Raw genomic sequence first — 13,656 nt, forward strand, 5'->3', positions numbered from 1 at the left:
GCATCGAAAGCCGTGCCGGAGAACGGCCAAAATAGGCAGCCAGGGATCTGGCCGCGTAGATATAGCTCTGCTGGGTCCGCGGTGAAAAACCACGCTGGCACATCGCATCCAGCATCTGGCGGCGTAAGGGTGTCATCACTGATCTCCTCTCAAATGTCAGGGCAAACATGGCCCTGAAGAGAGTCTTGATGATCAGTGCAATTTACGCAGGTAAGGACGGAGAAAGCTGCCGCGAATGCGGCTTAGTTCAACGCCCAAAGCAGCGGCGCGTTTACGCGTCCGACTGCCTTTGATTGTGTACGCCCGGCATGGGCATGAACTGATGGGGTGAAAGTCCCCTGTAGGAGTACCTGTGATGTCCACACTGTGGACCAACGTAACTACTAGCCGACGGCAAGGGCAGCCCCGTGAGGGTCTGTCTGGAGGAAGCCCGAGCGCAAAAGTGCGAGCCGACGGACAGAAATCGCATATAAGGCTCAGTCCCCGGGCGAGTCAGCACAAGGTGACAAAGCCCATCAGGTGCAGGGGATAGGGTAAATGCGGCGGTTGTGCACTGAAAGTTCATGTCCTTATCCGGGGAGATCTGTTCCGCATGCGGCCCGTGCCGCCATGGGAGTCGAACTGAGGCCCAGTCCGAAAGGACTGGATACGCCATCGAACCCTACCGTGGCTGTGGTCGCCATGGGAACCGGACTGAGGGCCAGCCCGAAAGGGCTGGGCATCCCACCGGACCCTACCGCGACCCGGGCAGCGCGTCCAACGGCAACGTTCGACGTGACGGAGCAGAGGTCAGCCGAGGCCATAGTAATCGCACGCCCGTGGACGGGCTTCGCGGTGAAGGGCCGAACATGAGAAGACAAGGCGGAGCCGTGGATTGCTCGCACGCGTCGTCGAACCCGTCCGGGGGAGACGCGTCGCGGCGTGATACCACGCAGCCAGCCTTGCACGACGACCTGATGGAGCGGGTGCTGGCAAGCGAGAACATGCGACGGGCATGGAAGCGGGTGAAAGCCAACAGGGGCGCCCCCGGTGTCGATGGGATGCACATCGAGGACTTCCCTGAGTTCGCACGTTCGAACCTGCCGGTCATCCGCCAAGCCTTGCGTGATGGCACGTACCGGCCACAACCGGTGCGACGAGTGACCCTTCCCAAACCCGATGGGGGCGAGCGACTGCTTGGCATCCCGACGGTGACGGATCGGGTCATTCAACAGGCCATGGCGCAAGCTCTGGGGCCGATCTTCGATCCAGGATTCTCGGATTCGAGTTTCGGCTTCCGACCCGGACGCTCCGCCCATGGAGTACTGAGACGGATACAAACCCATATCGCTGATGGCTACCGCATCGCCGTCGATCTGGACTTGGCGAAGTTCTTCGACACGGTCCAGCACGACATCCTGATGGCCCGAGTGGGCCGCAAGGTACGCGATAAACGACTGTTGGCGTTGATCGGCGAGTATCTGCGGGCGGGTGTGCGGGTCGGGGATACTCTTGAGGCAACGGTGATCGGGACACCCCAGGGTGGTCCCCTGTCGCCCTTGCTGGCCAATATCCTTTTGGATGACCTGGACAAGGAACTGGAAGCGCGAGGGCATCGGTTCGTCCGGTATGCGGACGACCTGCTGATCCTTGTGCGGAGCCACCGCGCCGGGGAACGGGTCATGGCGAGCGTGTCTCGCTTCCTGACCGGCACCCTCAAGCTGGTGGTCAATCCGCACAAGAGCCGCGTGGTCAGGACCAACGACTGCCAATTCCTGGGATTCACCTTCCGGGGAACCAAGCTGCGATGGTCCGAGCGCGCCTATCAGGACTTCCGTCACCGGTTGCGAAAGCTCACCGGCCGGAGCTGGGGCGTGTCCATGGACTGCCGGCTCAAGACGCTGACGGAATATGTCCGTGGTTGGATGGGCTACTTCGGCATCTCGGACTACTATCGGCCTATTCCCGAGCTGGACCACTGGCTGCGAAGACGTATCCGCATGTGCTACTGGAAACAGTGGCGCGGGGTGCGAAACCGTATCCGCCACCTGCTGGCCCTGGGAACGCCAAAACGCGCCGCCATCTGGACAGGCATGAGCTCCAAAAGCTACTGGCACCTGTCCCGATCCCTCGGCACCCAGACCGGGATGACCAATGACTGGCTGAAACGCCAGGGCTTGATCAGCATCCGCGATCAATGGATGAAAGCGCATGGTTATACCTGAAATCGTCGTGTGCTCCCTTCTTGTGAACCGCCTGGTGCGGACCCGCATGCCAGGTGGTGTGGGGAGGGCGGGCTAAACACCCGCCCTTACCCGATTAGGCTCATTTTCCGAACTAAACTGAATTATGGTCATAGAATCTGAGACCAAGTTAAGTATTTTCTCTTTCTTTTTAGTAATAACATTTTCCGACTCACCTCCGAGCGAATCCAAGAGAGTCAATTGACTCTCCATTAAGTCGGATGTGGCGATCCGCTTCTTTATAATGCTTGCAACTTCTTTGGGGGTGTATGCCTTGCCTTCTGTAGGCTCGCTGCACCAAATTGGCTCCGCTGTAGTATCGTCAAAATAGATATAATGTTGTTCATTATCACCATAAATTGAAGGACAATCATTTACGTCCGCCAATCTTAGTAAGCCCAAATCTGGTTCTTTTTTATAAAGCTCTTCCCTGCCAAATAGCATTGGACAAGCATAATAAACTAATGCCCCATCATTTCTATTGAGGTTATATAAAAGCTCATGTTGAGAGAAACCTGTTTTGACATTTTTTTGAGTATCAAGTGAGACTCTATAGTGAGGCCTTGAGGTTACTTGCGAGGGTGTATGACGCATCCGATTTTGGAGAACTTTTACTACCTTATATTGCAGAAAGTAACCAAAGAAGAAATTCGATAAGTCATAACCATCATCTAGAGCACTTTTTTTCAGTTTCCTGAAAAGCTCGTCCTCACTTAACTCGGTCCTTACAAAAGCCTGATCAAAGCCAACAAAACATTCTTTTTGAGGTGAATATTTGTAGAAATTGAACGATCCGTTACCCAAGCCAAATGTATCCCTAAACAGGCTAAGCATTGGGTGGTGAAAGTGCATTTCTAATACGGTTTCATTGATGCTCATTTTATTCCCACTTTCCGTACTGTGATTTGGAGCCTAACATATAAGCGTTTATCCGCTGTGCGCAGCATGGCGGATAAACGTCTGTTGGACGAAGCCATGTACCGCACATCTTTATAATGGGGATTGTATTTTTGGCGGTGGGCCAGGCAGGCCATGAGCGGCGCTTTGGCAGGTGTGGATTACCTGTGCGGGTTCCTTCGGCCACTGTGGAGCCATGCTGGGGGATCCTTGGCAAGTGTGTTTTCAATGAACATAGCCTGATTGTTGGCCCGGTTTCAATGTTTTGCCCGCACTCAGCCCCGGCCTTTCCGGAGGCCGTTGTCAGCCTGCTCCGTCACCCGCTATTTTTCAATCACTTAACATCGTCGTACCTCGAGCGTGGGACATGGGACAGGACGCGATATTTCGGCAATGACATGCAAACGACCTTTCCGGCATCGGGGACAAGGATACCCGGACGCTTCCTTGCGCGGCGCGGCGGTGGCTGCCGGTGGACGCGCCATCGATAATGCCCTCCTGACCTGATCAAGCTTTTGACGGCGGCACCGATTGGCCAAAAAGCCGTAATGGCGCACCCGCATCAAACCCTTGGGAAGGATGTGTTGCAAAAAACGGCGCACAAATTCTTCCCCCGACAATACCATCACCTTGCGCTGTTCCGTCCGATAGTCCTTGTAGGTGAAGTGAACACCGTCCTCATCTACCTTCACAATCCTCTGGTGGGTGATGGCAATGCGGTGTGTGTAGCGGCCCAGGTAGTCCACCACCGTTGCACCCCGGTTCAGGCAGGCCTTGGTGTAGACGTTCCACGATTCCCGCATCAGTGCATCCAGCACACGGTCGACTTCTCCCGGGTGGCTCACCCGCGACAACGCACCGCTGGCGGCCGCCTGTCTCAGGGCAGACACCATCAGGCCGCGAAACCGTCTTGACAGCGGGGGGGGCGTGGCGTACGCATGTCGCAGGCCGTGGATCCCCACCGACTTGCTCACCCCGGCGCGGCGGCGACAGCGGCCAAACAGGCGCTGTGCTGAACTCACGCCAATGTGATGCTGCGGTTGGAACGTATGTGGAAACAGCCACACACGCGGGCGGCTGCAGCGCCACAACCTCGCTGACCCGCAATCCACAGCCATAGCACACCTCCAGCAACATCCTGTGCTTGGGGTTGTCACACGCCTTGATGATGCGCGCCACAACGCAAGATTTCCCCTCTGCCGGCCGGGTTGCAGTTCCCTCCACCCGGGCCTAGTCTCATTGCTCATGAGCGAGCAGCTATGGCCTCCCAGCGAATACCACGCGCAGATCGAACGTCTGCGTGCCGCCATCGGTGACGCCATCTATCTGGTGGAGCTGGTCCCAAGCCCCATGCAGCTGGGGGTTCGCGTCCATGGGGCACCCCGGATCCTGCTGGATGTGATGGATTTCCCCCGGCCGGATCCGGCCCGGGGTCTGAATCCGCATTTCATCCTGCTGGACGATGGGCGGGGCATCAATCTGGGGCGCATCGCCCGTATCAGTCGGCGCCCCTTCGATCCCGCCCCCAAGGATCTGCTGTATCTGGGGGGACGTGTACAGCAGCAACGCCTGTTCGGGCCACGACGCCTGTCCCGGGCCTTCATCCACCATCAGACGCGATTGGCCCTCGGTCGGCTGCTGGGGCATCCCGACCCTCGGGAGCCATGATCAGCAACACCTGCCCCGGTGCCACCTGGGCCCCTTCCCGGCAGAGGATGCGGCTGACGGTGCCCCGGATCTCGCTAGCTACGGTGATTTCCATCTTCATGGATTCCAGCACCAGCAGGGGCTGGCCCGCTTCCACCCGGTCCCCCTCCCCCACCTCCAGGGCCCAGAGACTGCCGTGGACATGGGCCTCCACCGCCACCTCGCCATCCGCCAGTACAGGCCCCTCGGCCACGTCCACCGGGGGGTCGGCCTCCACGGTGTAGTGGGCCTGACCGCTCTCGATCCAGCGTCGCCGTTCTGCCTCGAAGGCGGCCTGTTGACGGTCCTTGAAGGCCTGGATCTCCTCGCGGTGGGTTTCCAGAAAGTGGTTGTAGCGGGCCAGGGAGAAGGTGGTTTCCTCGATCAGCAGACGCAGCCCGCCCTCGGGGAACACATCCCGCATGTGCAGCAGTTCGTCTTCGGAGACTTCATAGAAACGGATCTGATCAAAAAAGCGCAGCAGCCAGGGCTGCTGGAATTCGGGGGTGACCTTGTAGCGGTTCCAGATGGGCAGGGTTCGGCCTACGAACTGATACCCGCCCGGCCCTTCCATGCCGTAGATGCACAGGTAGGAACCGCCGATGCCCACCGCATTTTCCGGCGTCCAGGTGCGGGCCGGGTTGTATTTGGTGGTGACCAGGCGGTGACGGGGGTCCACCGGGGTGGCCAGGGGGGCGGACAGGTAAACGTCCCCCAGGCCCATGACCAGGTAGGAGGCATCGTAGACAATGCGCTTGACCTCGGCCTCGCTTTCCAGACCGTTGATGCGGCGGATGAACTCGATGTTGCTGGGGCACCAGGGGGCATCCCGGCGAACCGATTGCATGTACTTGCGGATGGCCAGTCGGGTCTGGCTGTCGTCCCAAGCCAGGGGTAGATGGATGATGCGGGAAGGCAGTTCGGCGGCGGACAGGTCCCTCAGTTCCGCTTCCGCCGCTTCCAGGATCTGCATCAGGGCGGACAGGGGCAGAGCGCCGGGGTCGTAGTGAATCTGCAGGCTGCGTACCCCGGGGGTCATTTCCAGGATGCCGGTGATGCGCTGTTCCCCCAGCCATTCCAGCAGGGCCTGCACGCGGAAGCGAAGGTTCAGATCCAGCATCATCGGGCCGTATTCCACCAGCAGGTAGCGGTCGCCGGCGGGGCGGTAGGTGACCCCCAGGGGGTGGGCCGGTGCCGGCCGTTCCCGCAGCACCGGGGAGGTGATGATCACCGGATCGAGCGTGATCCGCGCGGGGCGTGCCGGTTTGTGGATGGCCACCTCGTGGTTGACCGCCATACGGTTGGCCGCGTCCATGTCCACGGGGATGAACTGCAGGGTGTCGCCGGGCCTGAGTTGGCCCAGTTTCCACAGGTCGGCGGTGATCACGGTGGCGGGACACACGAAGCCCCCCAGACTGGGGCCGTCCGGGCCCAGGATCACCGGCATGTCGCCGGTGAAGTCCACCGCGCCGATGGCGTAGGCGTTGTCATGGAGATTGGAGGGATGCAGACCCGCTTCACCGCCATCCGTCCGGGCCCAGCGGGGTTTCGGGCCGATCAGGCGCACGCCGGTGCGGCTGGAGTTGTAGTGCACTTCCCAGCGGGCATCGAAAAAGTCCGCCATGTCCTCGGTGGTGAAGAAGTCCGGAGCCCCGTGGGGGCCGTAGATACAGTGGAGTTCCCAATGACGGCCATATTCGGGGATGGCCGCCACGGGCAGGGGTCGGGGGGGCTGGTCAGCCGCCTCGCCCAGATGGAGGATGTCTCCCCGCCGCAGGCTCCGGCCACCATGCCCGCCCAGTTGCCCCAGGGTGAAGGTGGCACGACTGCCCATGTGCAGGGGCACATCCAGACCACCCCGGAACAGCAGATAGGTCCGCGCCCCGGCTCCGCTGAGGGTGCCCACCTTCAGCACCTGACCGCGACGCACGTTCACCGGTTGCCAGTAGGGTACCGGTTGCCCCTCCAGGGTGGCGGTCATGAAAGCCCCGGTAAGGGCGATCACCGCGTCGGTATTGAAGCTCAGGGTGGGTCCGCTCACGGTGAGTTCAAGTCCCGCCGCCCGTTCCGTGTTGCCCAGTAACCGGTTGCCCAGCCGGAAGGCCAGGCTGTCCATGGGACCGGAGGGCGGCATGCCGATGTGCCAGTAACCCACCCGCCCCGGATAGTCCTGCACCGTGGTCTGGGTGCCGGGGTGCAGGACCTCCACGGTGGCCGCCTGATAGGTCAGCCGCCCCAGATGGGCGGTGGTCTGGCGGCCCGCCTGGAATACCGGATCGGCGGCCACCTGGCGCAGGTATTCCAGGTTGGTTTCCAGGCCGTGGAGACGGGTATCCGCCAGGGCGTCCCGCAGGTGCTCCAGGGCACTGGCCCGGTCTTCGCCGTGGACGATGATCTTGGCGATCATGGGGTCGTAATGGGGCGAGATGCAGCTGCCTCGCTCCACCCAGGTGTCCACCCGGGCGGACGCCGGAAACTGCGCCTCGGTGAGCAGGCCGCTGGCGGGCTGGAAGGCCTTGCCCGGGTCCTCTGCATAAAGCCGTACCTGGATGGCATGGCCCCGGGGGGATGCGGGCCGCAACTGTTCCAGATCCGGCAGGTCGCCGGCCGCGCCCCGTACCATCCACTCCACCAGATCCACGCCGGTGACCTGCTCGGTGACACCATGTTCCACCTGCAACCGGGTGTTCACTTCCAGGAAATGGAAATCCCCGCTGTCCGCATCCAGGATGTATTCCACCGTGCCCGCCGAACGGTAGCTGACCGCCCGCCCCAGGGTCTCGGCGGTTTCCAGCAGGCGTTGCCGCACGCCCGGGTCCAGGTTGGGGGCCGGGGTTTCCTCCACCACCTTCTGGTTGCGCCGCTGCAGGGAGCAGTCCCGCTCTCCCAGGGCGATCACCTGCCCCCGGCCATCCCCGAACAGCTGCACCTCGATGTGACGGGCGTGGCGGACGTATTTCTCCAGAAAAAGGCCGCTGTCGGAGAAGTGATTACGGGACAGACGCTGCACTGATTCGAAGGCATCCCGCAAGGTCCGTGGGTCGTGGCAGAGCTGCATGCCGATGCCGCCACCACCGGCGGTGCTCTTGAGCATCACCGGGTAGCCGATGGCGGCGGCCTCGGCGGCGGCGTGGTCAGCGTCCCGCAACAGGCCCGAACCCGGCAGCATGGGCACCCCGCTGTCCCGGGCCAGGGACCGGGCGGTGTGCTTGAGGCCAAAATCCCGGATCTGCCGGGGCGTGGGGCCGATGAAGGCCATGCCGGCGGCCTCGCAGGCCTCGGCAAAGGCGGCGTTTTCCGACAGGAAGCCATAGCCCGGGTGGATGGCCTGGGCCCCGCTTTCCCGGGCGGCCGCCAGGATGCGGCCCTGGTCCAGGTAGGAGGCGGTGGCGGCGGCCTCGCCGATGTTCATTGCCATGTCGGCCTGGCGCACGTGCAGGGAGTGGCGATCCGCCTCGCTGTAGACGGCCACGGACCGTATGCCCATGCGTTTGAGGGTGCGGATGATGCGACAGGCGATGGCGCCGCGGTTGGCGATCAGAACCGTGGTGAACATGGCGTAGGTGTGCTCCGATGACAGGGTGGCGGGCCGTCCCGCCGGAAAACGTGCCGCCCGGGGTCGTCCCCGGGGGAGGGGTTGTCAGTCCCAGATGATCATTTCCACGGGGGTGGGGTTGTAGGCGTTGCAGGGATTGTTGAGCTGGGGGCAGTTGGATACCAGCACGATCACGTCCATCTCCGCCCGCATCTCCACATATTTGCCGGCTTCCGAGATGCCGTCCTCAAACCGCAGGCCGCCCTCCGGGGTCAGGGGCACGTTCATGAAGAAATTGATGTTGGGCACCAGGTCCCGCTTGGTCAGCCCGTAGTGGTTGCCCGCCAGGGCGGTGAGGAAGCTGTCCCGGCAGTTGTGCATGGGTTTCTTTTCCAGGGCATAACGCACCTGATTGGATTCCGCCGCACAGGCCCCGCCCAGGGTGTCGTGGCGTCCGCAGGTATCGGCGGTGAGGGTGAGCATCGTCCGGCCCAGGTTGGACAGCAGCCGGGAACCGGCGGTGAGATAGACGTTGCCCTGGGCACGGATGGTGTGGACGGCGCTGTAGTGCTCTCCGGTGGGATGTTCCAGGCTGTAGAACAGGGTATCCGCGGCCTGGTTGCCTTCCAGATCCACGATGCGCAGGGTCTGGCCCTGCCCGAGTTCGTGCAGCCACGCCTCGCCGGCGGGCACCACCCGACGCAGGCGGGCCTGTCCGGGGTCCAGGGGGCTTTCGATCAGGGTCTGTCCGTTCATGATGATCACTCCTGGCAGTACATGATGGCCGTGTTGGCATAGGCGCGGCGATTTTCGGGGCGGGCGTTGACGCATTCATCCTCGTCGGGATTCACCGGCGGGCCGCGATGGATGGACAGTTCCACGGCGCCGGGCCGGTATTCCCCGGCCGGGTCCATGGGATGGGGGGCGGTGTTGAGCACCACCAGGGTATCCATCTCCGCCCGCAGGGCCACGTGGCTCCCGGGTCGGCGGTGATGCCGGTCAAAGTGCAGCCGACCGTTCTCATCGGCGTAGACCTTGCTGAAAAAGTTCAGGTTGGGGACCAGGTCGCGGGGTCCCAGGCCCCACTTGGCCAGTTCGATGAGGAACAGTTCCCGGCCGCTGCGATGGAAGGCATTGCGGTGTTCCTGGTAGCGGTGCTCGCCGTACCGGTGGCGGATGATGTCGTCGTCGGTGATGCCGCCGAGGGTGTCGTGCCAGCCCAGGCTGTCCTCCACGATGGACAGCATCACATGGCCCATGTCCGAGTAGAGCATGTGCCCCCGGGTGAGCCGGGAGGTGTGCTGGCCCTTGAAGGTGTCCGGGGCGTTGTAGCGCTCCAGGGGGTTGGCGGGGTTGTAGAGCAGCATGGAAACATTGGCGTGGCCGGTCTTGTCCTCCAGCCGCAGGATGAATCCGCGGCGGATGACCAGGGACCAGTAACGTCCGCCGGGGACAGTTTCCTGATGCACCGGTGGCGGGAGTGTCTGTGTCATGGTCAGGCCTCCGTGTGGGGCGGGGTTTGTGGTGAGAGGGGCGCCGACTCCGGCACCCCGATGGCGGTACGGATGTCCTCGTAGACCTGCCGGTCGGTCTGGCCCAGGGGGATGTCGTAGGTGATTCTGGCGCCGTAGGCCCCGGGGGCATGGGGGTCGTGGCGCAGCTTGTCGAACACCAGTAGCCGGGTGCCCAGGTAAAACCCTTCCTTGAGATCGTGGGTGATCATGAACACCGTCAGGCCGGTGCGGCGCCACAGGTCCAGGATCAGGGCGTGCATGTCCTTGCGGATGCCCGGGTCCAGGGCACCGAAGGGCTCGTCCAGCAGCAGCACCCGGGGACGCTTCACCAGGGCCTGGGCAATGGCCAGACGCTGCTGCATGCCCCCGGAAAGTTCGGCGGGATATTTGTCCAGGGCACCCTCCAGGCCCACCGCGCAGAGCATGTCCCGGGCTTCGTCCCTGGCGTGGCGCCGGGCCCGTCCCAGAAGACGACCGGTGAAGGGGGCGGCGGCGAACTCCAGACCCGCCATGACGTTACCCAGCACCGTCATGTGGGGAAACACGGAATAGCGCTGGAACACGACGCCACGGTCAGGCCCCGGTTCCGCCGGCAGCGGTCGGCCATCCATGAGGATATGTCCCCGGCTGGGGGCTTCCTCCCCCAGGAGCAGCCGCAGGAAGGTGGTCTTGCCGCAGCCTGAGGCCCCCACCACGGTGACGAATTCGCCGGCCTTCACCTGCAGGTCGATGCGCTCCAGCACCACGTCGTGGCCGTAGGACTTCCACACCTTGTCGAAATGAATGGCTGCGGTCATGCCGGTGCCCTCCCCCCCCGATACCAGGGAAACAGCCTGCGGGTGAGCACCCGCAACAGCAGGTCGAAGGCAAAGGCCAGCAGGGTGATCCAGACCACGTAGGGCAGGATGGTTTCCATGTCCAGGTAACGACGCACCAGGAAGATGCGATATCCCAGTCCTTCGGTGGCGGCGATGGCCTCGGCGGCAATGAGGAACAGCCAGGCGGACCCCAGGGCCAGGCGGGTGGCGTCCAGCAACCGGGGCATGACCTGGGGCAGTACCACCCGCAGGATGATCTGCCAGGTGGAGGCCCCCAGGGTCTGGGCCTTGATGAGCTGTTCCCGGGGCAACTGTTCCACCCGCTGCTGTAGATCGCGGATCAGGAAGGGGGCCACGCCGAAGATGATCAGCATCACCTTGGACAGCTCCCCTACCCCGAAAACGATGAACAGGATCGGCAACAGGGCCAGGGGCGGGATCATGGACAGCACCACCAGAAAGGGTGACAGGGTACGGTGCACCACCGGAATCAGGCCGGTGACGATGCCGATGATCAGTCCCATGAGGGCACTGATGCCCACCCCCAGGCCCAGGCGAATCAGGCTGGCGGCGGTGTCGCTCCACAGCAGGATGTCGCCGGTGCGCCGGTTTTCCTCCGTGGCCAGGCGCAGGAAGGATTCTCCCAGGGTGAGCAGGGAGGGCAGCAGCGGATCATTGGGATTCTCCGCCAGCCGCAGGGCCGAGGCGATGCCGTAGGCCAGCAACACGCCCACGAACGGCAGGGCGGTCAGCAGCACCGACCCCACCCGTCCCGGCTGGCGATTGATCAGACGTTTCATGCGGGTACGCTCCCCGTCGGGTCCGGTGCCCGTGGCGGTGCCCCGAACGGGCCCGCCACGGGACATCATCACAGTTCGCCGTCCGCCGCCATGCGCATGAAGGAGGCATCAAAGCGCAATCTGACGTTATCGGGACTGCCCAGGACCGAACCGTCCGGGAAGGCGATGCCGACGAAGTCGGCGCTGGCGGCACGCTCCCCCAGCAGACCGTGCTGGAAGGCAAACTGGCGTACCTTTTCCATGGTTTCCATGGGCTGGGGGCCGGTGATGAACGCCACCGCCTCGGACGGATCGTGGAAGAAGGTGGTGGAGGCCAGCTGGGCCTCGTAGCCGGCCAGGTCGGTGCCCGCCGCATCGCCCATGGCAGCGCGGGCCTGGCGGGCGGCCTCATCCTCGCCGAACATGCGCGCCATGATCTCGTACCAGGCCCCCACCAGGGCCTTGCCGAAGCGGGGATTGGCCTCCAGCACGGCCGTGTTCACCCCGAGCATGTCGATGATCTCACCGGGGATGCGGGATGAGTCGAAGACCACATGGGCACCGGGCTGGCGGCGGATTTCCTCCAGCTGGGGGTTCCAGGTGACCGCCGCCTGCACGCCGCGACTCTGGAAGGCGGCGACGATGTCCGCATCCGAGGTGTTCACCACCCGGATGTCCCGCTCGCTCATGCCCACGCTGTCCAGGGCCCGGGCCAGCAGGTAATGGGAAACGGACAGTTCCACCAGATGGACCCGTTGCCCCCGGATGGATTTCAGGTCGTCACTGCCCTTGAGCACCACACCATCATTGCCGCTGGAAAAGTCGCCGATGATCAGGGCGGTGGTGTCCACCCCGCCGGCGGCGGGGATGGTGAGGGCGTCCATGTTGGTGAGGGTCACCCCGTCGAACCGGCCGGCGGTGTAGAGGTTGATGGACTCGATGTAGTCGTTGATCTGCACCACGTCGATGGTGATGCCGTACTTGTCGGCCCATTTGTCGATGATGCCTTCGGCCGCCCCGTAGCCCCAGGGCATCCAGCCCACGTAGATGCTCCAGGCGATGCTGAAGCGGTCACGCTCTCCGGCCAGGGTGTATCCCGGCAGAATCAGGCTCAGGCACAGGGTGGCCACCGCGAGCGCGGCGGGCAGGCGGCGGTGAAGTCGTCGGGTGGGTCTGGACATGGTCTCTTCCTCAGGCTGACGGTGAAACAGGGCACAGGAGCATCACGATGGATCTCCCGGGCTTTTGTCCCGCCGTGTAACCCCCAGGAAGAGGAGGTCGGCAACTCTCGGACCAGTCACCCGCCATGCGGCGGGCCGGAACCCTAGTCACCCATTGGTATTCCAGGTTGTCGGTATGTTCAGTTACAGGGTGTATTCAACGGTTTTGATTGCGTGATATCTCCTGTTCTTGGAAGTTATGAAAGCAAGCAGGATGCCAGAAGCCGTTACCCTTTAAATCCAAGGGCTTATTTGTTTTCAGGGGGATGGGTGGTGCTCTTGCTGCTTCAGGATGGTGCGTGCCGGCGGGTTTTTGCTTCAGGTCAGTGCATGGCCCCGTGGATTCCCGCTTTCGCGGGAATGACGTTTTTTGGGGATCTTCCGGGGCGGGGTCTCCGTGGGTTTCCGCTGGCGCGGGAACGTGATATCCAGGTGGTGCTGGTCACCGTTCCCGCTCCGGCCCCGCTGCGACTGCGCAATGCCCAGTCCTACGACACGCTGGCGTCGGAATTGGGCATCCCTCTGGAAAACAAGGCATTGGCCCACATACTGTCCCGGGATAAACTGAAAGCCGATCCCATACATCCCAATGCCGATGGTTACCGATTGCTGGCCGAACACATCATGCAGGTACTGATCCAGTCCGGCGCGCTCTGAGGTCTTGCCCCGATGTTGATCAAGCCATCCATGACAGCCGTCACATGGGGCCTGGAACCCGCTTGATGACCAGGCTACGCCTCTTCCTGTGCTGTGCCGTGGCAATGCCCATGGGCATACACGCCGCCCAGGGGCTTCACCGGTCGTGGCGATGACAGCCCCAGTTGGCCACCCAATGCCAGGGAAACCCGAACGTCCATCACGTTCGCACGGAGATTTTAGGGAATGCTCAAACCCGGGTCGGGGATGTCGTGAAGCATGGATGGCTGGGGGACGGCGTGTGCCATGCCCCAGCCATCATCCGGCTTCCTGTTTCAGTACCGCTTTT

At 62.8% G+C, this 13,656-nt stretch carries 11 protein-coding genes and 1 riboswitch; of the genes, 3 read left to right on the plus strand and 8 right to left on the minus strand.

What is annotated here, in order from left to right; all coding sequences use genetic code 11:
* Positions 1-941: 941 nt before the first annotated feature.
* Positions 942-2,204: a group II intron reverse transcriptase/maturase gene (gene ltrA, locus CKO35_RS09810; RefSeq protein ID WP_242467130.1), complete on the plus strand. Its 1,263-nt coding sequence runs from the start codon at positions 942-944 to the stop codon at positions 2,202-2,204.
* Between the two features lie 72 nt (positions 2,205-2,276).
* Here the strand turns inward: ltrA and CKO35_RS18670 are convergent, their stop codons facing one another.
* Both CKO35_RS18670 and CKO35_RS18455 read right to left on the minus strand, forming a co-directional pair.
* Positions 2,277-3,101, minus strand: a complete 825-nt coding sequence (locus CKO35_RS18670) for a hypothetical protein (RefSeq protein WP_200175337.1) — start codon at positions 3,099-3,101, stop codon at positions 2,277-2,279.
* Positions 3,102-3,457: 356 nt separating this feature from the next.
* Entirely contained in the window at positions 3,458-4,012 is a 555-nt protein-coding gene (locus CKO35_RS18455) for an IS91 family transposase (protein ID WP_200175339.1), read from the minus strand.
* A gap of 352 nt (positions 4,013-4,364) precedes the next feature.
* Between CKO35_RS18455 and CKO35_RS09825 the strand changes: the two genes are divergently transcribed.
* Entirely contained in the window at positions 4,365-4,787 is a 423-nt protein-coding gene (locus CKO35_RS09825) for a hypothetical protein (protein WP_200175341.1), read from the plus strand.
* On the opposite strand, the gene uca is transcribed toward CKO35_RS09825, so the two are convergent.
* From uca to CKO35_RS09855, 6 genes are all read right to left on the minus strand, one after another.
* Positions 4,720-8,361, minus strand: a complete 3,642-nt coding sequence (gene uca / locus CKO35_RS09830) for an urea carboxylase (RefSeq protein ID WP_200175343.1) — start codon at positions 8,359-8,361, stop codon at positions 4,720-4,722. The genes CKO35_RS09825 and uca overlap by 68 nt on opposite strands.
* Before the next feature lie 84 nt (positions 8,362-8,445).
* Positions 8,446-9,096 (minus strand): urea amidolyase associated protein UAAP2, encoded by a 651-nt coding sequence (locus CKO35_RS09835; RefSeq protein ID WP_200175344.1) that lies wholly within the window; start codon positions 9,094-9,096, stop codon positions 8,446-8,448.
* Positions 9,097-9,101: 5 nt separating this feature from the next.
* Positions 9,102-9,833 (minus strand): urea amidolyase associated protein UAAP1, encoded by a 732-nt coding sequence (locus tag CKO35_RS09840; protein ID WP_200175346.1) that lies wholly within the window; start codon positions 9,831-9,833, stop codon positions 9,102-9,104.
* Between the two features lie 2 nt (positions 9,834-9,835).
* The gene (locus CKO35_RS18220; protein ID WP_200175347.1) at positions 9,836-10,651 is read right to left on the minus strand and encodes an ABC transporter ATP-binding protein; all 816 of its coding nucleotides are present in this window, start codon (positions 10,649-10,651) and stop codon (positions 9,836-9,838) included.
* Positions 10,648-11,472, minus strand: a complete 825-nt coding sequence (locus CKO35_RS09850) for an ABC transporter permease (RefSeq protein ID WP_200175348.1) — start codon at positions 11,470-11,472, stop codon at positions 10,648-10,650. The genes CKO35_RS18220 and CKO35_RS09850 overlap by 4 nt, the downstream gene beginning before the upstream one ends.
* Positions 11,473-11,540: 68 nt before the next feature.
* On the minus strand, positions 11,541-12,632 hold the full coding sequence (locus CKO35_RS09855) for a putative urea ABC transporter substrate-binding protein (protein ID WP_200175349.1): 1,092 nt from the start codon (positions 12,630-12,632) through the stop codon (positions 11,541-11,543).
* Between the two features lie 51 nt (positions 12,633-12,683).
* A riboswitch (guanidine-I (ykkC/yxkD leader) is annotated at positions 12,684-12,790 on the minus strand.
* Between the two features lie 241 nt (positions 12,791-13,031).
* Between CKO35_RS09855 and CKO35_RS09860 the strand changes: the two genes are divergently transcribed.
* Positions 13,032-13,328 (plus strand): SGNH/GDSL hydrolase family protein, encoded by a 297-nt coding sequence (locus CKO35_RS09860; protein ID WP_200175350.1) that lies wholly within the window; start codon positions 13,032-13,034, stop codon positions 13,326-13,328.
* Positions 13,329-13,656 lie beyond the last annotated feature (328 nt).

Source organism: Ectothiorhodospira shaposhnikovii, from assembly GCF_016584105.1.
In the GTDB taxonomy this organism is placed as follows: Bacteria; Pseudomonadota; Gammaproteobacteria; order Ectothiorhodospirales; family Ectothiorhodospiraceae; genus Ectothiorhodospira; species Ectothiorhodospira shaposhnikovii.

What these genes read in the sequence shown, in the direction of transcription:
- CKO35_RS18220 (WP_200175347.1), bottom strand. Translation starts at nt 10,651, where the DNA reads ATGACCGCAGCCATTCATTTCGACAAGGTGTGGAAGTCCTACGGCCAC.
- CKO35_RS09840 (WP_200175346.1), bottom strand. Translation starts at nt 9,833, where the DNA reads ATGACACAGACACTCCCGCCACCGGTGCATCAGGAAACTGTCCCCGGC.
- uca (WP_200175343.1), bottom strand. Translation starts at nt 8,361, where the DNA reads ATGTTCACCACGGTTCTGATCGCCAACCGCGGCGCCATCGCCTGTCGC.
- CKO35_RS18455 (WP_200175339.1), bottom strand. Translation starts at nt 4,012, where the DNA reads ATGGTGTCTGCCCTGAGACAGGCGGCCGCCAGCGGTGCGTTGTCGCGG.
- CKO35_RS09850 (WP_200175348.1), bottom strand. Translation starts at nt 11,472, where the DNA reads ATGAAACGTCTGATCAATCGCCAGCCGGGACGGGTGGGGTCGGTGCTG.
- CKO35_RS18670 (WP_200175337.1), bottom strand. Translation starts at nt 3,101, where the DNA reads ATGAGCATCAATGAAACCGTATTAGAAATGCACTTTCACCACCCAATG.
- CKO35_RS09860 (WP_200175350.1), top strand. Translation starts at nt 13,032, where the DNA reads ATGACGTTTTTTGGGGATCTTCCGGGGCGGGGTCTCCGTGGGTTTCCG.
- CKO35_RS09855 (WP_200175349.1), bottom strand. Translation starts at nt 12,632, where the DNA reads ATGTCCAGACCCACCCGACGACTTCACCGCCGCCTGCCCGCCGCGCTC.
- CKO35_RS09835 (WP_200175344.1), bottom strand. Translation starts at nt 9,096, where the DNA reads ATGAACGGACAGACCCTGATCGAAAGCCCCCTGGACCCCGGACAGGCC.
- CKO35_RS09825 (WP_200175341.1), top strand. Translation starts at nt 4,365, where the DNA reads ATGAGCGAGCAGCTATGGCCTCCCAGCGAATACCACGCGCAGATCGAA.